Source organism: Bacillus sp. MC1252, from assembly GCF_056838025.1.
Map to the genome: position 1 here is coordinate 1,195,092 of NZ_CM166369.1, position 22,923 is coordinate 1,218,014.

Below are 22,923 nucleotides of genomic sequence, written 5' to 3' on the forward strand. Positions count from 1 at the left end.
TTGAATTCAAATTTTACCATAGTCTTATAACTAAAACAAACAAAATTTGTCTTACGAATGCCACCGATTGATGAGAAAGATCAATTCAATCTAGCAAAAGGGAGTGCAGAACATGGTACAAATTTATCAAGATTTTATTCCAGTTGGAAACGGAAACCGGCCAGGATACGCCATGACACCGATGTATGTGACTGTTCATAACACAGCAAATACATCTAAGGGAGCTGACGCGAAAAGTCATGCGGCATACGTCAAACGACCAACGACAGAGGTGAGCTGGCATTTTACAGTGGATGATCGTGAAATTTTTCAGCATCTGCCTTTAAATGAAAATGGCTGGCATGCAGGGGACGGACATGGGAATGGTAATAGGAAATCGATCGGAATTGAAATTTGTGAAAATGAAGATGGGAACTTTCAGCAGGCTGTCAAACATGCTCAATGGCTCATTCAAAAGCTATTAAAAGAACATGACATTCCATTAGTAAATGTGGTTACACATGAGCATTGGTCTGGAAAAGCATGTCCACGCCTGCTTCTATCTACATGGGATGCATTTAAAAAAGGAATTGAAACCGCAGGTGATCCGGCGACGGTCATCACGTATGTGGTCAAAAGCGGGGATACGTTAACAAGTATTGCTAAAGCCCATGGCGTCACTGTGAGTGATTTACAGAAATGGAATGACATTAACGACCCGAACACGATTCAAATTGGACAGGTTCTCAAAATTTATCGCAATGATGGAAAAATCATGTATGAGCTGCCAGATGGGATTTTAAAGGTGACATCTCCTTTGACGAAGGGGGAGCACGTACGCCTCGTCCAAAAAGCGCTTGCCGCTGTTTATTTTTATCCTGATAAAACGGCTGTAGATAAGGGAGTTGACGGAATTTACGGGGAAAAAACGGCCAATGCTGTAGCGCGTTTTCAGCTGATGAATGGTCTGACAAGTGATGGGGTATACGGACCTAATACGAAGAAAAAGCTGCTTGAGCAATTAAATAAGTGAGTTTTTCTGTTTGTATGAATGAATGACTGCTTCACTTTTTTCATTTAATTGGCGGACATAAGGGGACGGCTGAAATTCAGCAAACTGAACATATCTCAATTGTTTGATTTTCTTTTTCATTTTGGCACCTCAATGGTTACAGCATATGGTTTTATTGTATGCGAATCGATGTAAAAAAGGAATCAGGACGCGGGTTTAGTTCCGCGTCCTTTAGTGTGATCAAGCTTTTTTATTTTTATACTCATCCAGAAGCTGTTCATTCTTTTTGAAAATACGCTCTGTATGGGGGCTTACTTTGTAATCGGCCATACTAATATGGCGTTTCTTCTTTAAAATCTTAAAAGGGTTTTTCTTGCGATTGTTGTTATCCCCTTGAAGTGCGTGGTCCATCTTCATCACCTTCCTCTTCGTCAGGCAAGATTAGGTCATAAATTGTTGTAAGTGAAGTCATTAATAAATAGTCAAACTCAGTGACAATCTCATCAGAGGTCAGCTTTATGACAAAGTGTGCATCTGCTACCGAAAACGGAATGAGCACCAATTTGCCGAAATCATCGTAATATACTTCCTGCCTGTCAAGCTTTGCCTGAATGAGAGCTCGCTGGTCTAGTGTTCGCAGCAGGTCATCTTTTTGTTCCTGTGTATCATACGGACACAGAACCGCTTGAATATTCATTTTTTCTGCAAAAGAATAAATCAGCCGTTCAATTCCCTCTATATATGCCTCTATACTTCCATAATATACATGGATCGGTTCGTTTTTCAATAGGTATTGGTACGTTTTTAGTTTATTGAGGTAAGAATGAAGTAGATCGTTGTTTTGTTCAAGGAGTTGATGGGTGTCGGTTTCCAGCTCATGATTCCCAAGCTTTTTAATATAGGAGCTGAGAAAAATGAAAGCATCGGTTAATGCGAAAAAAACAGCAATGATTAAGTAGTGCATCCAATCGGTGAAGATTGAAGAGGGGTCATTTGTCCAATAAACAACAGCACCAGCTACATAAATCCAATACCACGTTTTGCGAATGGCAAACATTTTTTCTTTTACTTTTTGTTCAAAGCGCCATACAGCAAATACATACACAGCAAGGGCACCTAGCAATAACCATACGGTCAATTGAAAAAATAATAGCATGTCGTTCTCTCCCATAGACAATTGAATACTTATTTACTTCTATGGGTATGATTGGAAAACCTTCTTCATGAAAAAAACTGCCTGCAAGAACAGGCAGTTTGCATGATTAGAGAATTGCGTTTAACACAAAGTATATGAGAGCACCTAGAGTCCCTGAAATCGGTAATGTGATGACCCAAGTGACAAGCATACGTTTTGCCGTACCCCAGTTCACACCTTTGACTCTGTGCGCAGAACCTACGCCTAGAATAGAAGATGAAATAACGTGTGTGGTACTAACAGGTAAGTGGATAAACGTTGCACCGAAAATAATGGCTGCACCAGTTAAATCGGCAGATACTCCGTTTACTGGACGGATTTTCATGATTTTACCACCGACTGTTTTAATAATCTTCCAGCCGCCAACAGAAGTACCAAGTCCCATTGCAAGTGCACAAGAGAATTGTACCCAGAATGGAATGTCATCAGTTGTATGAAGATTACCTGCAATTAAAGCCATCGTAATAATTCCCATCGCTTTTTGCGCATCGTTCGTTCCATGGGTATACGATTGAAGTGCAGCAGTTAAAATCTGAACACGTCGGAATTGTTTATTTGTTTTTGCTAGATTGTTGTCTCTGAATATAAATTTAATAATGGTATACACGATATATCCCAATACGAAAGCTAGGATAGGTGAAAGCAAAAGTGCTTGAATGATTTTAATGAATCCCGAATAGTTTAAAGCGCCAAAACCGGCAGAGGCGATAACAGCCCCTGCAATTGATCCAATCAGTGCATGTGAAGAACTACTCGGAATCCCGTAATACCAAGTAAGCAAGTTCCAAGTGATGGCCGCAATTAAAGCAGCTAAAATGACAACAGAACCGTTTTGAAGTGTAAATGGATCTGCGATGTCTTTTGTAATGGATTTTGCCACACCTGTAAATGTCATTGCTCCTAAGAAGTTCATGAACGCTGCCATAATAATAGCATGTCTTGGTTTTAACGCTTTTGTTGAAACTGAAGTAGCAATGGCATTTGCTGTATCGTGGAATCCGTTAATGAAATCAAAAGCAAGTGCACAAATGACAATGAATATGGTAAGGATGAGTAATATGTCCATGTTTAACTAACCCCGTTACGCATTCTTCATAATGATTGTTTCTAGATTGTTGGCAACACTTTGACAGGAATCAGCAATTTCTTCAAGTGTTTCGTAAATTTCTTTGTATTGTATCACCTTAATTGGATCTGTTTCTTTTCCAAACAAATTCTTTAGTGATTTTCGATAAAGATTGTCACAATTATGCTCAATCTCTTTGATCTTGATTGCGTGCGGTTGAATATCTTTCAAGCGATTTTCAGCCAGTAAATCAATCGTGATTAAAATTTCTTTCGCACATTCTCTGATGTAGTGACTGAATTTGTCGATATGTTCGTCTGAGCTTGTCATTGAATAAATTTCCATTGTCGCTGAAAAATGCTCAATTCCATCTAAAACATCGTCGAGGCTATTCGTCAATTGAAGAATGTCTTCACGCTCAATCGGTGTAATAAAGGCTTTGTTCAGCTCTTTAATCATGGTATGAACATGATGATCACCTTTTGTCTCATATTCCTTCAATGTGTCAGAAAATTCTTTCAGAGTGGTTTGATTTGTTACTTTATAGCTAACAAAATACTCAGCAGTTTCATCTAAATTTTTAGCAATTTCCGTTAACAAGACGGAAAACTTGTCTTTTTTCCTTTTTAACATGTAAAAACCCTCCATTGTATAAATGAGACAATGCACACATCAAATAATTATATATTCTTTTGTCGAAAAAAAACAGGTGTAGTCGAAAATTTCTTCAGTTTTTCTATTTGATCTTATTCTGACCTAAAGATGAAATCTCAACACACCTTTTTCAGAAAGGGGAAAAGAAACGGAAAAAGCGGCCCGTTTTTGGCGCCGCTTAAAGGTTAAGAAGCTGAATGAATCAGTTTAAAACGTTCACAAACAAGAAGCATGTCTTCTTTAAAGTCTAATCCGTATGGCTTGAGTGCTTCTGTGAAGAATTCTTTATGGACTCTATACCAATAGTCATATGATAGATCGCCTTCACCTTCTGCTTGTGCAAATGATTCAGGGACTTCATTCATTGGCATCACATCTACATGCATAATTTCGATGATGGCTTTAGGTTCATCCTGGCTGTCCAAAATGATCGCATATTGCCCAGCCTTCGGAAGCGGCTCCTGTTCCTTTTCATAAAAAATATGTCCAGAACAAGTGGCTGTTTTTTTCCCTTGCTGTACAAGGTCAAGTAAGTGATCTGGATCTGCACCAAATGCCCAAGCCGAAACAAACGTGTTAGCTGGTGCTTTTTCTGATTTATCTTCCCAATACGTTTCCCAAAAAATGTTGCTTTTGTGGTTCACCATTTTTCCCCCTTTGTCATGTGTTTATTATACCGTTAAAGCAAATACGTGAAAACATTATGTCATTATCCCTACTTTTTGTGCATGTCATATGTTTTGAAAAAGCGTGTTTTATTTGAATTATGTAGGAGTATAGAATGAAAATTTTTGAAATTTTAGAATAATCTATTGTATTCTGGTCAAGAAGTAGGTAATGTCAAAGTAAGAATATGGAAGGGGTGTTGTTTATGAAACGCATTTCTCTAACTGTTTTGTCCATATGTCTGTTTGTTTTCTCGTTTTTTCTTCCTGTCAGCCAAGTCACTGCAAACGAAACTCATGGGAATAAAGTAGCTGTTGGCAAAGATGGCATGGTGGCTACAGCTCATCCGCTGGCATCAAAAGTTGGTGCTGATGTATTGAAAAAAGGTGGAAACGCAGTTGATGCTGCTGTTGCCATCCAGTACGCACTGAATGTGACAGAGCCGATGATGTCGGGAATTGGCGGCGGAGGATTTATGATGGTTTATGATGGAAAGACAAAAGAAACATCCATCATCAATAGTAGAGAGCGGGCACCACAGGGCGCAACACCTGACATGTTTTTAACTGATGAGGGAAAAGTCATCCCATTCGCTGAGCGATCCACACATGGTAATGCAGTTGGTGTTCCCGGGACAGTAAAAGGTCTTGAGGCGGCATTAGATAAGTGGGGGACTCGTTCTATGAAGGAATTGATTAAACCTTCTATTCAGCTGGCAGAGGATGGATTTGAAATTGATTCGGTCCTTGCAAAAGCCATTGATGATCATCAAGGGAAATTGAAAAAAACGGCTGCAGCGTCAATCTTTCTTCCAGATGACCAGCCGCTCAAAGAAGGAGATCTGCTTGTTCAGCCAGGTCTTGCAAAAACATTTAAACTGATTGCGAAAAAAGGAAGCAAGGCGTTTTATGAAGGTAAAGTAGCAAAGGCACTCGCAAATACGGTCCAAGATTTTGGTGGTACGATGACAACAGATGACATTGATCATTATGAAGTCAAGACTGACAAGCCAATCTGGGGAGACTATAAAGGGTACCAGCTTGCAAGTATGCCTCCGCCAAGCTCGGGCGGGGTGTTTATGCTACAAATCCTAAAAATACTTGACCACTTTAACCTATCTCAATATGACCCCAAATCGTTCGAAAAATATCAGCTGCTTGCTGAAACAATGCATCTCTCCTATGCTGACCGAGCCGCATATGCCGGCGACCCCGAATTCGTAGATGTTCCACTAAAAGGACTATTAGACGATGATTACATTTCAGAAAGAGCCTCTCTTATTCAATTAGATCAAATGATTCAAAACCCGACAGAAGGAGATCCGTGGGTGTATGAGGATGAAAAAAATCCATCTCCAATTGTCCCGCAGCCAGAAGATAAAACCATTGGTGAAACCACCCATTTTACTGTTGCAGATCAGTGGGGAAATGTTGTGTCTTTTACAACAACCATTGAACAGTTATTTGGTACAGGGATCCTTGTCCCGGAGTATGGTTTTTTCTTAAATAATGAACTCACGGATTTTGATGCAAGGCCTGGCGGCGCCAATGAAGTGCAGCCAAATAAACGTCCATTATCAAGTATGACGCCAACGATTATATTTAAAGATGGAGAGCCTGTCATGACCGTTGGATCACCTGGAGGAACAACGATTATTGCTTCTGTTTCACAGACGATCCTGAATTTGCTTGAATATGATATGGAGCTTCAGGATGCGGTGGAAGAACCAAGGATTTATACAAACAGTTTAACTTCTTACCGCTATGAAGTAGGTGTCCCTCTCGATGTGAGGACAAAGTTAAACGATATTGGACACCGTTTTGGCAGTTCGCCTATTGATATAGGAAACGTGCAAGCTCTGCTAATTGATCGAAAAGCAGGGACATTTACTGGAGTAGCTGATTCAACCAGAAATGGAACCGCTGTTGGTGTCAATTTAAAGCTATCTGCAAATCAATAACATTTCCCGGGAAAAGAAGCGTCTCTTGAAGATGGCGTTTCTTTTCTGTGTAAACAAAAAGAAAAAGACACTGTTGACTCCTGTGAATAGTTTGAATATATATAGACTAACATCAATCATACATAGCTGATCGGACAACCGAAGGCTCTTGGCATTTGAAGTACAGGACTGTGATGTATTTCAAATGCTAAGGGTCTTTTTTGCGTAGAAAAGGCAAGGGTGGTGTCAACATTATGTGATAACAGGAGAGCGGGATAACATGAAAAAGTGGAAATGGGTCTCGATCGTGACCACCTTATTAATCATCACGAGTACTCCATGTTCAAATGCGAATGAAGACTCAAATCAAAAGGGGAAGATTGATCTGTTAAGTAGTGCGAAAGCACAGATCGGTTTTGTGTTCCAGCAATATGCTCTTTTTCGAAATATGATGATAATGCTGCGTATGGTCTTAAGATGAAACCAAGAGGAGAAAGGCTGCCCAAAAAAGACATCAAAGAGCGGGTGCATGAGCTATTAGAGGTCGTTCAGTTAACGCAGAATGAGCACCGCTATCCAGAGCAACTGTCAGGCGGACAAAAGCAGCGTGTAGCGCTGGCACACACGCACTTGCTGCATCTTTTTTTATAAAAATTTCCCTAGGAACATTGACTTATAATTTCGAATATTATAATATCTTTACAAAGGTAACAAAGATGAACATTTTTAAAAACAAGTGGTTGAGATCGCTTTATAAAAGGTTCTATTCCAAAATGTTCTTTCTTTTTGTTACATTTGTTCATATTTACATCAAATGAAAGAGGTGATTGTTTGAATAACTTGTTTGAATTAGATAAGGAACTAATTGAGCTGCAGTACGATGCATCTTCGAGAGAGGAGGTGACCGCATATTTAGCAGAACGGTTAGAAGCTGGGGGTTATATTAAATCGAGCTTTCTACCAGCAGTGCTTGAAAGAGAAAAAACATATCCTACAGGCTTGCCTCTTGCGACCTTTGGAGTGGCTATTCCGCATACAGATCCTGAACATGTGAACAAACCGGCGATCAGTGTAGCGACTTTAAAGGAACCTGTCATTTTTCATAAGATGGGAAGCCGTGATGAAACAGTGCAAGCCAAAATTGTATTCGTCCTTGCAATCTCTGAACCTAGTAAGCAGCTTGTGATGTTAGAAAAGCTCATGGCGCTTTTTAGAAAAGAAGAAGTGATGAATAAGCTATCTCTCATGACATCGAATGAAGAAGCTGTTGATGTCCTTCAACAAGAATTAAACCAATAGTCTTTTACGAAAGAATGTAAGCGCTTTATCTGAAAAATTCAGGAGGTGGATGTATGATCAAGCAAGCCGTCGATTTTATATTAGACCTTGGGCCAACTATTATGCTCCCGATTATTATGACGATTTTCGGTATGATTTTAAGGCAAGGCTTTAAGAAATCTTTCCGAGCCGGTATCACAATCGGAATTGGATTTGTCGGTGTCAACCTTGTCATTAATTTGCTCGTGAGCGGTCTTGGACCAGCAGCAAAAGCCATGGTCAATTCCCTTGGATTAAAGCTCGATATTTTGGATGTCGGCTGGCCGATTGGAGCTGCCATTTCATTTGGTACACCTGTTGCCCCTTTGATGATTCCTCTTGTGCTTTTGTTAAATGTCATCTTGTTGTCCGTTAATTTTACGAAAACACTGAATGTGGATATTTGGAATTTCTGGCATTTGATTTTCGCAGCCTCTGTTACTTACTACGCTTATCATAATATGTTCTTGGCCCTTGCCGTTGGCTTGATCGTCTCTGCAATTACGCTTAAATTAGCCGATTGGACGGCGCCAACAATTGAACACCATTTCGGATTAAAAGGCGTATCGATGGCTCATGCTGAAACGGTCAACTTCGCGCCGCTTATGTATGCGTCAAACCGCGTCATTGATAAAATCCCTGGTTTAAACAAAATTCATGCTGATCCAGAAACATTGAAGAAACGTTTTGGCATTTTTGGCGAGCCGCTTGTGATGGGTCTCATACTTGGTATCATTATTGGTCTTCTTGGCGGCTATGATGCGAAAGGCGTCATGACTCTTGGTATTCAAATGGCAGCAGTTCTTGTGTTAATGCCAAGAATGGTTGCCTTGTTAATGGAAGGACTTATTCCAATCTCTGAGGGCGCTCGTTCTTATATTCAAAAGCGTTTCCCTGGAAAAAATGTCTATATTGGCTTAGATACAGCGATTGTGATCGGTCATCCGGCGAATATGGCTGTAGCCCTTTTGATGGTGCCGATTACGATTTTGCTCGCTGTTGTTCTTCCTTACAATGGCATGCTGCCATTTGCGGATTTATCGGTTCTGCCATTTACGGTTGTATGGGCAGTAGCAGCCGCTCGTGGAAATATTATTCGCGGCCTCATTAACAGTATTTTTACATTAATGATTGTCTTCTTCATCGCAACGAATCTCGCACCACTTGCGACAACAATGGGTAAAGCAGTAGGCTTTGATTTCCCAGAAGGGGCAAACATGATTTCAGGTATTGATTTAGGTTCTCACGTCATTCCTTGGATCATGGTGAGACTTCTTGATCCGAGCAACCCTTACTTTATTGCAGCGATTGTGTGTGCACTGGCTTATGCGCTTCTATGGTACTGGGTGCGAAATGATATTAAAAAGCAGTATGCAAAAGAAATGGGCTTAGATCAGAAAGACCAATAAACAAGCTGGAGGGATTCTTATGGCAAAGAAAATATTGGTATCGTGCGGAACAGCAGTTGCAACATCAACGGTTGTTGCAAAAAAGGTAGAAGAGACGCTAAAGGAAAAAGGATACGATGTCGTGGTTGAACAGTGTAAGGCATCTGAAGTACCGCAAAAAGCGGAGGGCGCCGATTTAATTGTAACGACAACGCCTGTAAGTGATACAAAAGGAACTCCTGTGATTCAAACATTATCTTTTTTAACCGGATTTGGCATTGAAGATGATATTGAGAAAATCATTGATCATATTAAGTAAACTTTGCATGGAGGAGCTTTTGTAGCTCCTTCCATGTCACCTGAAAGGAGGGAGTCTTATGCAGCAGCATGCTTATAGCCGAACGTCTGCGGTGTTTTCTATTTTTCTTCCGGCCCTGCTCATCTGTCTGTTTTTTCTCTGGTCTCTTTATACCTTAATGTCGGCAGGACCTGAACCGTTAGCTGTGTTAGGTGTTTATACGCTACCTATTCTGATGCTTTCTAGCATCACGGGACTGAATCAGCCGACGAACGTCATCATTAGTGGAGATGAGCTGAAGATAGGTGCTTTTGGCAGATGGCACACATATGCTGTTTCCGATATCAAAGGAAAACTGTTTTTAAAGCCATATCCCCATATCGGGAAAGTATATGTCAGAGTGGGGCAGGCGCGAATATTCGGAGGACGTTACTGGATATCAAGTGAGATAAGTGAATACAAGCAGCTTGTTCAAACTTTACACGGTCTTGCGAAGTGTGATGAAAAGGAGGATGCAGCTACATGAAATCAGCTGTCTTTTATTCTTCAGAGGACATTCGTTATGAGGAGAGGGAGCGGCCTGCGATTGGTGATGATGAAGTTCTTTTAAGGATGCGTGCCTGCGGCTTATGCGGGACGGATATTTACAAAGCAACACATGAGACGGTACCTCCTGGGACGGTGCTAGGACATGAAATTGCTGGTGATATTGTCGAAACGGGCAGTCACGTGACAAATGTCCATACGGGAGACAGGGTGTACGTGGCACATCATGTCCCTTGTTTCACCTGTGACTTTTGTCAAAGAGGATTTTATACAATGTGTGCCCAGTTTTCAGCTACAAATGTAGAGCCAGGCGGTTTTTCAGAATATATCCGTGTTCCTGCTTTACATGTAAAGCACACAATGGGCAAGCTCCCGCATGGCGTCTCATATGAGCAAGGAGCCATGGTCGAACCAGTTGCCTGCTGCCTGCATGGGTTTGAACGAGCGCCTGTTCATCCTGGAGATTCTGTACTGATCCTTGGAGCGGGTCAAATTGGCTGCATTCAATTACAGCTCACCAAATATTATTTAGCTGAGAAAGTGATGATAACGGATGTGAATGAGAACCGGTTGCTTCAAGCGAGAAATTTAGGTGCAGACGTCGCTTTTCATCCAGCATCTGAGCCAGTGGAAAAACGGGTCATGAAAGAAACAGATGGAAAAGGGGCAGATCTCGTCATCATTTCTGTTGGGAGCAGTGCGCTTTTAAAAGAGGCGTTTCAAGCTGTAGCTAGAGGCGGGACGATTTTGGTATTTGCGCACTTTCCTAAAGGAGATGTCTCCATTCCGGCTGAGCGATTTTTCCATGATGAAGTCAAGGTAGTGGGGGCCTATTCTTCGCATCCGTATCATTATGATGAAGCGCTTCAGCTTCTGAAGGCGAAGGTGGTTCACACAGAGAAGATGGTGACGCATCGCTATCCTTTAAGTCAGCTGCTTCAGGCGATAGAATGCGCGAGGCACCCTGAAGGTGAGAGCGTCAAAATCATGATGTATCCAGATGAATGAGAACGTATGAGATTGAAAGAGAAAGAGAAGTTCTTTGGAAAAGGGCTTTGCCTTTCTCTTTTTTTCTGATAAAAAATGAAAACGCTTAAAAATGAAACGGAAATGCTTGACTTCAATGACACTTAAACGTATGATAATTACAAATGTAACACATAAGAACAAATGTAAAGGGGAGAGAAGAAATGCAAAAACAAATCACTTTGCCTGAACAGATTAGTCATGAGAAATTAGCAGATTTATATAAACAAATGTGGTTAGTCCGATATTTTGATGAAAAGGTCGATCAATTCTTTGCAAAAGGACTCATTCATGGAACGACTCATTTATGTGTTGGACAGGAAGCGTCAGCTGTTGGCTCTATTGCCGTGTTAAAAGATGAAGATAAGATCGTCAGCACACACCGTGGACATGGACATTGTATTGCAAAAGGTGCAGAGGTCAATAAAATGATGGCTGAACTGTTTGGACGTGAAACCGGCTATTGCAAAGGAAAAGGCGGCTCGATGCATATTGCCGACTTAGAAAAAGGGAATCTTGGAGCAAATGGCATCGTTGGCGGCGGTATCCCGCTTGCAACAGGCGCAGCGCTGACATCTAAAATGAAGCAGGAAGGCTATGTTGTCCTTTGTTTCTTCGGAGATGGTGCGACAAATGAAGGCAGCTTCCATGAAGCGTTAAACCTTGCATCTATTTGGGATTTACCTGTTGTGTTTATTTGTGAAAACAACCAATACGGCATGTCTGGACCTGTGAAAGAAATGATCAACATTGAAGACATTTCAACAAGAGCAAAGAGCTACGGGATGCCAGGAAAAACCGTCGATGGAAATGACATGGTCGAAATCATGAACACAGTAGATGAAGCGGTGAGCCGTGCAAGAGCTGGAGAAGGTCCATCACTCATTGAAATGAAAACGTATCGCTGGAAGGGCCACTCAAAGAGTGATGCGAAAAAATACCGTACACGTGAAGAAGAAACGGAATGGAGACAAAAAGACGGAATCAAACGCTTTAAGTCACTCTTAATTGATCTAAATGTTTTGACAGAGGAGCAGGCAGCAAACTTACAGGAAGAAGCGAAGAAGGAGATCGAAGCATCTGTTGAATTTGCTAAAAACAGTAAAGAACCGTCAATTGACACACTATTAGAGGATGTATACGCCTAATTAGGAGGGGAATCACGTGACAAAAACAACAGTGAGAGAGATTTCATATTTAGAAGCCGTTCGAGAGGCTATGAGTCAGGAAATGAGAGAAAACCAAGATGTCTTCATTTTAGGTGAGGATATCGGCGTATATGGAGGCGCTTTTGGGGTTACGCGCGGCATGATTGAAGAATTCGGTCCAGAGCGCGTACGCAATACGCCAATTTCAGAGGCTGCCATCGCAGGGGGCGCAGTCGGGGCTGCTTTGACAGGCATGCGTCCGATCTTAGAACTTCAATTCTCTGACTTTATCACCATCGCTATGGATCAGCTTGTCAACCAAGCGGCCAAAACACGCTACATGTTTGGCGGAAAAGGAAAGGTGCCGCTTGTTGTGAGAACACCAGCAGGCTCTGGAACAGGTGCTGCGGCTCAGCACTCACAAAGTTTAGAAGCGTGGATGGCTCATATCCCGGGATTAAAGGTGGTCCAGCCTTCAACGGCTTATGATGCAAAGGGACTTTTAAAGGCAGCAATGGATGATGACAATCCTGTTATTTTCTACGAGCATAAGCTTTTATATAAAACAATCGGTGAAGTGCCAGAAGAGCAGTATTCGATTCCTTTAGGGAAAGCGGATGTGAAAAAAAGCGGGAAGGACGTCACGATTGTAGCAACAGCTATTATGGTGCATAAAGCATTAGAAGCGGCGAAGGAATTAGAAGCAGAAGGAATCGATGTTGAAATCATTGATCCAAGAACACTCGTACCTTTAGATGAAGAAACCATTATCGAATCTGTGAAGAAAACGGGTAAATGTATCGTTGTTCATGAGGCGGTGAAACGAGGCGGATACGGCGGAGAGATTGCGAGTATGATAGCGGAAAGTGAAGCCTTCGACTACCTAGATGCTCCTATTAAACGACTTGGCGGTCTTGCGGTACCAATACCTTATAACCCAACGCTTGAAAAAGCGGTCATTCCACAAGTGCCAGATATTATTGAAGCAGCAAAAGAGCTTGTGCGCTCTTAAATAAAGGGGAGAAGATCATGCCAAAAGAGATATTTATGCCGAAGCTAAGCAGTACGATGGAGATCGGCACCTTGCTTCAATGGTTGAAAGAAGAAGGAGATTCGGTTGAAATCGGTGAGCCTCTTTTTGAAATTATGACAGACAAGATCAATATCGAGGTGGAAGCCTATGATGATGGCATTTTTCTGAAGAAATACTATGAAGCCGATGATCAAATTCCTGTTAATGCTGTCATTGGCTATATCGGAGAAGCAAATGAACAGGTGCCAAGCGAGCCGCCTGAACAAGCAGATGAAGAATCCTCGGGCAGCGGCGAATCATCAGTAGAATCTGCTTCATCCGGTTCTACTGAAGCCGAAAAGATCTCTGCTGAAAAAGTCCGTGCCACGCCTGCGGCGAGAAAAACGGCGAAAGATCACCATGTGCCGATTCACGAGGTATCTGGCACAGGACCAAAAGGGAGAATTCAAAAGCGGGATGTCGAAGCAGTCGTCCATACTGATAAGAAAGATCAGCGTGTGTCACCGCTTGCAGGAAAAGTGGCTGCTCGTGAAGGAATCGATTTAGCGGCAATTGCTGGATCTGGCGCTCACGGAAAAATCATGAAGAGTGATGTGAAAGCAGCAGCTGTACAAAATGCAGACTCTGCTCCAGTGAAAACACAAAAACTAGCTGGCATGAGAAAAGTGATCGCTGATCGCATGTCACAAAGTGCCTTTACAGCACCGCACGTTACATTAACAAGTGAAATCGATATGACAAAAGCGAAAGAAGTGCGCAAGCAGCTATTGCCGGCGATTGAAAAAGAGACAGGCTACAGATTGTCGTTTACTGAAATCATCATTCATGCAGTCAGCAATGTCCTTACGCGCCACCCGCAAATCAATATGACGTTTGAACAAAATGAGCTCCATTTCCATGAGGATGTGCACATTGGTCTAGCTGTTGCTGTGAAAGACGGCTTAATGGTTCCAGTCATTTCTCATTCGAATCAAAAAGGATTAAAACAGCTGACAAAAGAGGCAAAAGAAATTGGCCGAAACGCACGTGATCAAAAACTGCTGCCAGATCAGCTGAAAGGGTCGACATTTACCATTAGTAACTTAGGCATGTATGCCATTGATACCTTTACCCCGATTATTAATCAGCCAGAAGTGGCGATCTTAGGTGTTGGACGCATTCAAGAAAAACCTGTTGTCATAGACGGAGAAATTCAGGTGCGGTCAATGATGGGAGTCAGTTTATCGTTTGATCACCGAGTGGTAGATGGTGCACCAGCGGCTGCCTTTTTAACAGATCTCAAAAAAGTGCTTGAACAACCATTTGAATTGCTAATGTAGGAGATGAATCGGATGACGAAAACGTATGATCTGACAGTCATTGGCGGAGGGCCTGGCGGGTATACTGCTGCCCTTCAAGCAGCGGAGCGCGGACGAAAGGTCGCTTTAATTGAAGAGGATTTTCTAGGTGGTACTTGTTTAAATCGAGGCTGTATCCCTTCAAAGACACTGCTCAAACATGCAGAAGTCATTGAATCAATTGAGAAGGCGAAAAGCTGGGGAATCGAAACAGGAGACTTGGTCCTTTCCTTCGAAAAAATGAGAAAGCGTAAAAATGATGTCATTGAAAAGCTCAGAGGCGGAATCGCCTTTTTAATAAAGAAAGGAAAGATTGATGTATATAACGGCAGAGGTACAGCTGTCACAAAGCATCGGATTGAGATTGAAAAGCAAGACGGATCAGAATCGATTGAAACGAAAGAGCTCATTATTGCGACCGGATCTTCACCTGCCATACCGCCAATTCCGGGGCTCAAAGAGATTCATTTTGATACAAGTGATACGATCTTTGACATCCCGGATATTCCTGCTTCTGTCGTCATTATTGGCGGAGGTGTCATTGGTCTTGAGCTCGCATGCATCTTCCAGAGTCTACAATCAAAAGTCACGATTATTGAAGCGGCTCCGTCCATTATTCCGCAAGAGGATGAAGAAGCATCTAAACTGCTAGAAAGAGAATTGAAGAAAAAAGGGATTCATATCGCAAAGAAAACCACTGTGGCAGAGGTGACAGAAAGCGAAGGAGTCAAAGCGGTTCATGCAGCAGATGATAAAGGAGAGACTCACATCTTTACGGCTGAAAGACTGCTCGTTTGTGTAGGGAGAAGACCTAATATATCAGCTGTAAGCCAGCTTGATCTTCAGTTGGATGGTCCTTTTATCAAAGTAAACGGTCAGATGCAGACAAGTGCTGAAGGTGTATATGCGGTTGGTGATGTTGCCGGCGGCTATCAGCTAGCTCATGCGGCGATGGCAGAGGCAGCCGTTGCGGTCAGCAATGTATGCGGCGAGCCTGAAAAAATGAATGCTGACATCGTACCTAGGTGTATTTATACATTACCAGAGGTGGCGAGTGTTGGGCTTACAGAGAAAGAGGCGAAAGCCAAAGGGCTTAACGTGCGGGCAGAACGATTCGATTTAGCCGCAAGCGGAAAAGCATTGGCGGCAGGTGTTCAAACAGGCTTTATTAAACTGGTGTACGACACAGCATATGGGGAAGTTATTGGCGCCACTATGGTTGGTCCGCACGTAACAGAGATGATTTCAGAAGCTTCCTCATTTATGTATTTAGAAGGGACAGCAGAAGAGATGGCTAAAATGATTCATCCGCATCCAACCATCTCAGAAGGCTTTTATGAAGCAGCCCTTCATATCGTGAGCAAGCTGAGAAAATAAATGCCAAACAAGTGATAGGGAGGAGATGCATGTGCACGCCCAGCTTCATCAGAAAGCGGCACTTGTAACAGATAGCACAGATGGATTTGGAGAAGCCATCTGCCTGGCTTTAGCCCGGGCAGGTGCACATGTTTTTATACACACTTTTCATGATGAATCAAAGGCAAAAACCATTAGTAAAGAGATTCAAAAAATAGGCGGTAAAGCCAGTATCATCATGAATCCACTTGAGACACCGCGTGATGCGACGAACATGATGAGGCAAGTAATTGATACATGCGGCAAGCTTGATATTTTGGTCAATCAAGCACAGCAAAAAGCGGGCGCGGAGCTTGCCGGCGTAAGTCCTGATAGATGGGTGGATGAAGTGGAATCGACCGTAAATACAGCTTTTCTTTCCAGTCAAGCCGCTGTATGGCACATGGTTGACCATAAGCAAGGCTGTATCATTAATATATCGTCATCAGGCAGTATAACAGGTGATGGCGGGATGTCACATGCTACATCGAATAGTGTGCTGAATGCCATGACAAAAGGTTTAGCGCGAGAATTTAAAGACAAAGGCATCCGGGTGCTGGCACTATTGCCGCCTCCTCTCCATTTGCTTCCTGACACAGAGCAAATCAAGGAGACTGTGGCTCATATGACGGTGTTCTTAAGTACCTCGTATGGGGCATTTACAGATGGAGCAGCGATTATGCTTGATGGAGGTGAGAGCGCTGGCTAATCATCAAAAAGCAGTTCTTATCGTTGGTGGAGCCCAAGGGATCGGGAAAGAAATTGCCGAGCGTTTTTTAAAAGAAGGGCATCGTGTTGCTGTGTCAGATATAGATGAACAGCGACTTTCATTCTTCAAAAAACAGCATCCTCAGCTGCTGACGCTTCAAGCTGACGTTTCATCGTGGGAAAGTGTTCAGCAGATGATGTCAGCAGCTGCAAGGGAGCTAGGCGGCATTGATCATCTTGTGTATTCAGCAGGGATGACGAAATCACTTCCTTTTTTAGAAGTTGATTTTTCGCTTTGGAAAAAGACGCTGGCTGTAAATTTATATGGTCTTTTTTATTGCATTAAAGCCTCGGCACCCTATTTATGTGAGCGGCAAGAAGGCAGTATGGTCATTATTGGATCAGGATCTGCGATGACAGGATCTGGCGGCGGTATTCAGTACTACGCGTCCAAAGCAGGTGCTTTTGGCCTGATGCGTTCGCTCGTAAAGGAATTAGGCACACATCATGTGCGCATTAATGTGATTGCACCCCGCGTCATTGAATCTCAAATGCTTGATACCCTTTATTCTACTGAGGAGGAGAAAAGGCAGCTCCAATCGCTCATTCCTGTCGGGAGATTAGGAAAACCTGAGGATATCGCAGAACTCACTTTATTTCTCGCAAGTGACGAGGGAAGCTATTTGCACGGACAGATTATCCTGTTAGATGGCGGGAGAACGTATCAGCCGAAATATACCGAGGGAAAAAGAGCGGAGAGTTGATCGCTCTTTTTGTCATTTTCATAACAATTGTTCCAATTAGAAACGAATGTTTGGTATACTGGGAATCATAGTATATTAAAAGGATGATGTCACATGCTGAATTGGGAAGAAAGACGACAGCTCGTCAAGGTTGCTCATCTTTATTATACAGACGGGTGGACGCAGCAGGAGATTGCAAAAAAGCTAAATGTCTCAAGGCCAGTCATTTCAAAACTTCTACAAAAAGCAAAAGATGCGGGAATCGTTGAAGTGTACATTAAAGACGAAAGCATTCATACGGTGGAACTGGAAAAGCAGCTAGAAACGACCTTTCAATTAACAGATGCTGTCGTTGTCCCAAGTGTCGGGACAATGCCTGAGATGGTCAAGCGGGCAGTCGGTCAGGCAGGAGCCTATTATCTTTCTAAAAACATGAAAGATGCTGAGAAAATCGGCATTTCTTGGGGGACCACGCTTGCTGAGCTTGTGAAAGAATATCCGTTTGAACGAAGAAACGAAGTCAAAGTCATCCCTTTAGAGGGCGGGATGGGCAGGCAGGCAGTCGACATTCATGCCAATCAGCTGGCATATGAGCTGGCAAAGAAAATGAATGGCACGTGTTCCTATTTATATGCCCCGGCAATTTTAGAAACAGAAGAATTAAAAGAGCGGCTTATGGCAATGCAGGATATAGAAGCTGTGCTTGAAGAAGGCCGAAACGTGGATATTGCCCTCATCGGTATTGGTAACCCGCATAAAGGCTCTACTTTAAAAACAGTCGGTTATTTAAAAGAAGAGGATTTATCTGGTTTAAGACAATCAGGAGCTGTCGGTGATATTGGTTTTCGCTTCTTTGATGGTGAAGGTAAACCTGTCCAAGATGAACTGAACCAGAAAGTCATTGGATTATCGTTAGAACAATTAAAGAGCGTCGAAAAAGTCATTGCTGTAGTGGAAGGAACCCATAAAGCTGAAAGTATTTTAGGGGCTTTAAATGGCGGCTTCATTCAAGTGCTGGTGACAGACGAACAGACTGCGGCAGCCATTTTAAAGGAAGCATCAGTCCAATAAACGGCTGGCAGTGATCGTATTGTATAAAAAGAGCAACATCAAACGAGAAAGGAGCTGTGTATCTTGAAGCAAACCGAAATGGAAGCAAACCTACATTGTACTCGGTGCCAAGAAGAGACCCTCCACAGCATCGTTTATGTGAATGATCAGATGAAAAGCGTAGAGTGTACAGAGTGTCATCAGAAGATCAGTGTGAAAGTCGACATCATGAAGGAATTTTACAAAGAAGTTTACGAAAAAATTGCCACAAAGCCGAAGCGGGTGACGCAGGAATATAAGGCGAATCTGAATGGCTTTATCTCAAGGCTCCCAATTCGCGTTCTAAGTAAGCCATACCGGCTCATGAGATATTTAAACGAATCATACAAAGTGATCAAGCAATATAAAAAATAAAGCAGAGGCTATTTAGCGCTCTGCTTTATTTTTTGTCTTTTTCATATAATAATAAATAGGCAGTCCAGCCAATCCGATCAGCATGGAGAAAAGGCAGCTTTTCCAATCCGTGATCATCGTGCTGATTAAGACGAATAAAGAGCCAATAATCGCAATGATCGGTGTCAGCGGATAAAGTGGTACGCTATAAGCGCGCTTCATTCCGCTGTTTTGTTTTCTTAGCTTAAATACAGCGAAAAAGGCCATCACATAAAAGATATAAATCATGAAAATCGAAACCTCTGACAGCTTCTCAGGATTACTGACGATCATAAATACAATGGCGATCAAAATTTGCACAAATACAGCGACCCAAGGTGTTTGGAAGGTAGGATGTATACGTGAAATGGCTTTGGCGAAAGGGATTTGTTTTCGTTCTGCCATCGCAAAAATCACACGAGGGAATGAAAGAACCTTTCCGTTCAAACAGCCAAAGATACTAATGATGATCCCAATGCTAATGATTTTACCGCCAATTGGACCAAAGAGCATCGTAGCAGCAGTACTTGTCGCATTTTCACCCAGCTGAACGATATCATTAGCTGGTAATACGTGCAAAAGTGCCACATTAATAAAGAGATAACAGGCTGTGACAATTAAAATCCCGCCTGCCATCGCTCGAGGAAGCAGTTTCTCTGGGTTTTTCATTTCACCGCCAAGCGCTGCAAGCAAAATCCAGCCATCATAGGCAAACAATGTAGCCAAAACCGCCGCACCGAAGTTCATCTGAGCGATACTGTCGTTGACAGCCGTGAAGATGTTTTCATTTCCTTTCCATAAGCCAAACACAATAATAGCGGCAATCGGGACAAGCTTTCCGATCGTGGTTAGCCCTTGTACAAACCCACCGTATTTCGTTCCCATTATGTTGATGACACATAAAAATAGAACCGTAATAATGCCAATGGCTGTAGACCATAAAGAAGAAAGAGAAAATAAATTGGCTAATAATGAACCAAAATAAAGACCAAGAGCACCAATAATGGCAGGTCCGTAAATGATAATTTGCACCCAGCCGCATAAGTAGCCCCAAAATTCACCGTACACTTCTTCAAGATAAGCATACAAACCGCCGGTTCGCGGGATTTGTGTACCAATTTCGGCGACAGTCAGTCCGCCTGCAAGGGTTAATATCCCGCCTAACAGCCAAGCAAATAATGCGATGTCGGAGCTTCCTGAATAGGAAAGGACGTTGCCTGGCTTCATAAAGACGCCTGACCCGATAATGGTCCCGATGACAAGAGATAGGGCAAAAAATAAGCCGATGTCTTGTTTTAACGCTGGTTGTTCTTTGTTCATTACACACGACCTCCTGCATCACTTTCGTACGTTACTGTGACATGTATTTTGTTCATTGTAATACGATTTTAGGAAAACAAGAATTAAAAAAATTTTCTGATTTTCGTATTTGTCTCTAAAAGTGTTTATTTATTGGAGATATTAGGGTGAATGTTGTGTTAAAAACGAACGATATAAGATTATTTTCGTTTTAATGTTAATTTAAAGGGCGAAAACCGAACATACAGTAAACGTGCAGCCAAACGGTTGACTTTTCTTGAAAAATGACCTATTTTATTCATAAGGATATTATCTTGAATTCGAGATATTTTGAAATAGGAGTGAAAATAATGAAAATAAATGGGATTCACCACGTATCTGCACTAACAGCCAATGCTCAGAAAAATGTTGATTTCTACCGCCGAATCCTTGGCTTGAAACTTGTGAAGAAAACAGTCAATCAGGATGACCCTTCTATGTATCACTTGTTTTATGGAGATGAGGTCGCCTCACCAGGAACGGAGCTCACATTCTTTGAAATTCCAATGCTGGCCAGACGTTTGGAAGGAACAAATGCCATCACACGCACAGGCCTTCTCGTTTCTTCTGAAGAAGCACTTTCATTTTGGGAAAAGCGGTTTGAAGAAAAAGGCGTGCAGCAAGAAACAGCTTCCTTAAGAGGCGGCAGACCTGCCTTGCGATTTACAGATCCAGAAGGGCAGCAACTATTTTTGACAGTAGAACCGAACGGACATGAGGCAGGTTCACCGCCAGTACATGACGATATTCCTGCAGATTTTGCGATTAGAGGTTTAGGCCCAGTAGAATTAACAGTTGCAAAAGCAGAAAAAACGATCAGCGTCTTAACGGATATCCTTGGTTTCACTGAAAGGGCACGTGAACAATCAAATGACGGTGAGATCGTGACCATTTTTGAGTCAGGAAATGGCGGTGCTGGAACAGAAATTCATGTGATCGAAAAAACTGAAGGACCTTCTGAGCGTTCCGGCAGAGGAAGTGTGCATCACGTAGCCTTTCGCGCGGAGGATGCAGAGGAGCTGGAAAAATGGCATGACAAAATATCAAAAGCAGGCTTCACGAACTCTGGTGTTGTGGAACGCTTCTACTTCAAAGCACTTTACTTTAGAGAGCCAAATGGTATTTTGTTTGAAATTTCAACAGATGGCCCTGGGTTTACAGTAGATGAAGGAGTGGATGAGCTTGGTGATCAGCTAGCACTTCCGCCATTTCTAGAGCACAAACGAGCAGAAATTGAACAACGATTAACCCCAATCCAGTCATGATCAAAAAGCAGCTCAAATTAATGGGCTGCTTTTTCGTTAGGAGCTTACTTCCTTTGATTCCGATTGCGTTAATGTGACCTGTTTTGTTTCTTCTTTTCCGTTTCGAATGAGTGTGATCTTCACCGCGTCTCCTACTTTTGCATTCGTGTAAAGCTTGTGTCGTAATTCACTGCCGGTTTTTACTTTCTTGCCATTGATGGCGGTAATGACATCCTCTGATTTTAATCCAGCTTTTGCAGCAGGTGAGCCGGCGGCGATATCTTTGACGTACACGCCTTTATCCAGCTGACTGCTTTTGAGTCCTAGTGTTTCTTTCTGATAAACATTTGGGACTTGTTCAAGATCCAGCATGCTAATGCCGATATAAGGACGCACAATTTTTCCTTTTGCGAGAAGCTGTTCGGCGATGGGTTTGACATCATTTATTGGGAGCGCGAATCCAATTCCTTCAACACCTGTTTCAGAGATTTTCATACTCGTGATTCCCACAACCTTTCCGTCTGTTGTTAAAAGCGGTCCGCCGCTGTTGCCGGGGTTAATGGCTGCATCTGTTTGAATGACATTAATGCTGCTCTCGCCAGCTGATGTATTCATAGAGACGGTTCGATCGACACCGCTGACAATTCCTTGCGTCACGGTTCTTGATAAATCTTCGCCAAGCGGGTTTCCGATCGCGATGACAGTTTCTCCAGCTCGAAGTGAAGAAGAATCGCCTAATGTCGCAGCCTTCGTGACATTGCTGCTGCTAATTTCTACAACCGCTAGGTCAGTCAGCGGGTCTGCACCGACCAATTTTCCTTCAACGGTTTTGCCATCGTGCAAGGAGACCGTCAGTTTGTTTGCCCCTTCAATGACATGGTTGTTTGTTAAGACATAGGCTTTACTGCCGGATTTTTTAAAAATAACCCCAGAGCCTGTACCAGTCTCTTCCTCTTGACTGCTTTTGTTTTGATTTTGCTGTGATTCATCGAAAGGCGTATTGACATCGCCAAAACCCGCTGCCGTTTGACTTTGCGTTTGGTAGTTTGTTATGCCGACAATGGCTGGTGATACATTTTCGACCATGCTTGAGATGCTGCTTGATGAATTCGATGTTTGTACGGCTGTCGTTTTTGACGTTTTGGCGTTTGTATCATTTGTTGATACAGCTTCTGTTTTTGTTGACGATTTATTTGCTCTACTGCTTTCTGAGTGCTGAGCATATGGCGTGAGGACGTAGACACCTAATGCTAACGTGCCGCCTACAATGCCGCTTACGAACGGCTTAAACCAGCCACTCGGCTTCTTCTTCGGTTTTTGTGGTTGTTCGATTGTTTGTAATTCATAAGAAGGTTGTTTTTCATCTTTGTAATTTGTCATTCGGATCACTCTCTTTCATCAATTTTTAC

Annotated in this window: 24 protein-coding genes and 1 pseudogene; 17 read left to right on the forward strand and 8 right to left on the reverse strand. The window is 42.5% G+C overall.

Annotated features, from left to right (window positions below; genetic code table 11):
- The first annotated feature begins 112 nt into the window (after positions 1 to 112).
- A complete protein-coding gene (locus tag ACYH0L_RS05965) occupies positions 113 to 1,012 on the forward strand; it encodes an N-acetylmuramoyl-L-alanine amidase (RefSeq protein ID WP_099727513.1) in 900 nt (299 codons plus the stop codon).
- Here ACYH0L_RS05965 and ACYH0L_RS05970 read toward each other — a convergent pair.
- From ACYH0L_RS05970 to ACYH0L_RS05995, 6 genes are all read right to left on the reverse strand, one after another.
- Positions 1,001 to 1,132: a hypothetical protein gene (locus tag ACYH0L_RS05970; protein WP_256499489.1), complete on the reverse strand. Its 132-nt coding sequence runs from the start codon at positions 1,130 to 1,132 to the stop codon at positions 1,001 to 1,003. The genes ACYH0L_RS05965 and ACYH0L_RS05970 overlap by 12 nt on opposite strands.
- Positions 1,133 to 1,231: 99 nt before the next feature.
- The gene (locus ACYH0L_RS05975; protein WP_078061713.1) at positions 1,232 to 1,408 is read right to left on the reverse strand and encodes a type II toxin-antitoxin system SpoIISB family antitoxin; all 177 of its coding nucleotides are present in this window, start codon (positions 1,406 to 1,408) and stop codon (positions 1,232 to 1,234) included.
- Positions 1,377 to 2,147 (reverse strand): type II toxin-antitoxin system SpoIISA family toxin, encoded by a 771-nt coding sequence (locus ACYH0L_RS05980; RefSeq protein ID WP_099727512.1) that lies wholly within the window; start codon positions 2,145 to 2,147, stop codon positions 1,377 to 1,379. The genes ACYH0L_RS05975 and ACYH0L_RS05980 overlap by 32 nt, the downstream gene beginning before the upstream one ends.
- A 106-nt stretch (positions 2,148 to 2,253) precedes the next feature.
- Positions 2,254 to 3,252, reverse strand: a complete 999-nt coding sequence (locus ACYH0L_RS05985; protein WP_099727511.1) for an inorganic phosphate transporter — start codon at positions 3,250 to 3,252, stop codon at positions 2,254 to 2,256.
- Between the two features lie 15 nt (positions 3,253 to 3,267).
- The gene (locus ACYH0L_RS05990) at positions 3,268 to 3,885 is read right to left on the reverse strand and encodes a DUF47 domain-containing protein (protein WP_099680243.1); all 618 of its coding nucleotides are present in this window, start codon (positions 3,883 to 3,885) and stop codon (positions 3,268 to 3,270) included.
- A gap of 206 nt (positions 3,886 to 4,091) precedes the next feature.
- Positions 4,092 to 4,550 (reverse strand): ASCH domain-containing protein, encoded by a 459-nt coding sequence (locus ACYH0L_RS05995; protein WP_099727522.1) that lies wholly within the window; start codon positions 4,548 to 4,550, stop codon positions 4,092 to 4,094.
- Between the two features lie 227 nt (positions 4,551 to 4,777).
- On the opposite strand from ACYH0L_RS05995, the gene ggt reads away from it, so the two are divergent.
- The 15 genes and pseudogenes from ggt to ACYH0L_RS06070 all read left to right on the forward strand — a co-directional run bounded on the left by ggt (position 4,778) and on the right by ACYH0L_RS06070 (position 18,914).
- Positions 4,778 to 6,532 (forward strand): gamma-glutamyltransferase, encoded by a 1,755-nt coding sequence (gene ggt / locus ACYH0L_RS06000; protein ID WP_099727510.1) that lies wholly within the window; start codon positions 4,778 to 4,780, stop codon positions 6,530 to 6,532.
- A 259-nt stretch (positions 6,533 to 6,791) separates the two neighbouring features.
- Positions 6,792 to 7,132: pseudogene (locus tag ACYH0L_RS06005) on the forward strand (ATP-binding cassette domain-containing protein); the annotation flags it as partial.
- A 210-nt stretch (positions 7,133 to 7,342) separates the two neighbouring features.
- On the forward strand, positions 7,343 to 7,810 hold the full coding sequence (locus tag ACYH0L_RS06010) for a PTS sugar transporter subunit IIA (protein ID WP_099727509.1): 468 nt from the start codon (positions 7,343 to 7,345) through the stop codon (positions 7,808 to 7,810).
- A gap of 53 nt (positions 7,811 to 7,863) precedes the next feature.
- Positions 7,864 to 9,237, forward strand: coding sequence for a PTS galactitol transporter subunit IIC (locus tag ACYH0L_RS06015; protein ID WP_099727508.1), 1,374 nt, complete (start codon positions 7,864 to 7,866; stop codon positions 9,235 to 9,237).
- A gap of 19 nt (positions 9,238 to 9,256) precedes the next feature.
- Positions 9,257 to 9,535 (forward strand): PTS sugar transporter subunit IIB, encoded by a 279-nt coding sequence (locus tag ACYH0L_RS06020; protein ID WP_003212259.1) that lies wholly within the window; start codon positions 9,257 to 9,259, stop codon positions 9,533 to 9,535.
- Positions 9,536 to 9,593: 58 nt separating this feature from the next.
- Positions 9,594 to 10,040 carry a hypothetical protein gene (locus ACYH0L_RS06025; RefSeq protein ID WP_099727507.1) on the forward strand — a complete coding sequence of 149 codons (447 nt, stop codon included), beginning with the start codon at positions 9,594 to 9,596 and terminating at the stop codon, positions 10,038 to 10,040.
- Complete coding sequence (locus tag ACYH0L_RS06030; protein WP_099727506.1) at positions 10,037 to 11,068, forward strand: alcohol dehydrogenase catalytic domain-containing protein; 1,032 nt, start codon at positions 10,037 to 10,039, stop codon at positions 11,066 to 11,068. The genes ACYH0L_RS06025 and ACYH0L_RS06030 overlap by 4 nt, the downstream gene beginning before the upstream one ends.
- Before the next feature lie 182 nt (positions 11,069 to 11,250).
- Positions 11,251 to 12,234, forward strand: coding sequence for a pyruvate dehydrogenase (acetyl-transferring) E1 component subunit alpha (pdhA, locus tag ACYH0L_RS06035; protein ID WP_099727505.1), 984 nt, complete (start codon positions 11,251 to 11,253; stop codon positions 12,232 to 12,234).
- 31 nt (positions 12,235 to 12,265) lie between these two features.
- Complete coding sequence (locus ACYH0L_RS06040; protein WP_099727521.1) at positions 12,266 to 13,246, forward strand: alpha-ketoacid dehydrogenase subunit beta; 981 nt, start codon at positions 12,266 to 12,268, stop codon at positions 13,244 to 13,246.
- Between the two features lie 17 nt (positions 13,247 to 13,263).
- Entirely contained in the window at positions 13,264 to 14,586 is a 1,323-nt protein-coding gene (locus tag ACYH0L_RS06045; protein WP_230031116.1) for a dihydrolipoamide acetyltransferase family protein, read from the forward strand.
- Positions 14,587 to 14,598: 12 nt separating this feature from the next.
- On the forward strand, positions 14,599 to 15,981 hold the full coding sequence (gene lpdA / locus ACYH0L_RS06050) for a dihydrolipoyl dehydrogenase (protein ID WP_482354424.1): 1,383 nt from the start codon (positions 14,599 to 14,601) through the stop codon (positions 15,979 to 15,981).
- Between the two features lie 25 nt (positions 15,982 to 16,006).
- Positions 16,007 to 16,708 carry an SDR family NAD(P)-dependent oxidoreductase gene (locus ACYH0L_RS06055; protein WP_230031118.1) on the forward strand — a complete coding sequence of 234 codons (702 nt, stop codon included), beginning with the start codon at positions 16,007 to 16,009 and terminating at the stop codon, positions 16,706 to 16,708.
- Positions 16,686 to 17,471 (forward strand): SDR family NAD(P)-dependent oxidoreductase, encoded by a 786-nt coding sequence (locus ACYH0L_RS06060; RefSeq protein ID WP_482354482.1) that lies wholly within the window; start codon positions 16,686 to 16,688, stop codon positions 17,469 to 17,471. The genes ACYH0L_RS06055 and ACYH0L_RS06060 overlap by 23 nt, the downstream gene beginning before the upstream one ends.
- A 93-nt stretch (positions 17,472 to 17,564) precedes the next feature.
- Positions 17,565 to 18,521 carry a sugar-binding transcriptional regulator gene (locus tag ACYH0L_RS06065; RefSeq protein WP_099727500.1) on the forward strand — a complete coding sequence of 319 codons (957 nt, stop codon included), beginning with the start codon at positions 17,565 to 17,567 and terminating at the stop codon, positions 18,519 to 18,521.
- Positions 18,522 to 18,584: 63 nt separating this feature from the next.
- The gene (locus ACYH0L_RS06070; RefSeq protein ID WP_230031120.1) at positions 18,585 to 18,914 is read left to right on the forward strand and encodes a bh protein; all 330 of its coding nucleotides are present in this window, start codon (positions 18,585 to 18,587) and stop codon (positions 18,912 to 18,914) included.
- A gap of 12 nt (positions 18,915 to 18,926) precedes the next feature.
- Here the strand turns inward: ACYH0L_RS06070 and ACYH0L_RS06075 are convergent, their stop codons facing one another.
- Entirely contained in the window at positions 18,927 to 20,252 is a 1,326-nt protein-coding gene (locus tag ACYH0L_RS06075; protein ID WP_327925395.1) for an APC family permease, read from the reverse strand.
- Positions 20,253 to 20,581: 329 nt separating this feature from the next.
- Between ACYH0L_RS06075 and ACYH0L_RS06080 the strand changes: the two genes are divergently transcribed.
- Positions 20,582 to 21,535: a ring-cleaving dioxygenase gene (locus tag ACYH0L_RS06080; protein ID WP_099727497.1), complete on the forward strand. Its 954-nt coding sequence runs from the start codon at positions 20,582 to 20,584 to the stop codon at positions 21,533 to 21,535.
- Between the two features lie 36 nt (positions 21,536 to 21,571).
- On the opposite strand, the gene ACYH0L_RS06085 is transcribed toward ACYH0L_RS06080, so the two are convergent.
- Complete coding sequence (locus ACYH0L_RS06085; RefSeq protein WP_482354425.1) at positions 21,572 to 22,894, reverse strand: S1C family serine protease; 1,323 nt, start codon at positions 22,892 to 22,894, stop codon at positions 21,572 to 21,574.
- Positions 22,895 to 22,923 lie beyond the last annotated feature (29 nt).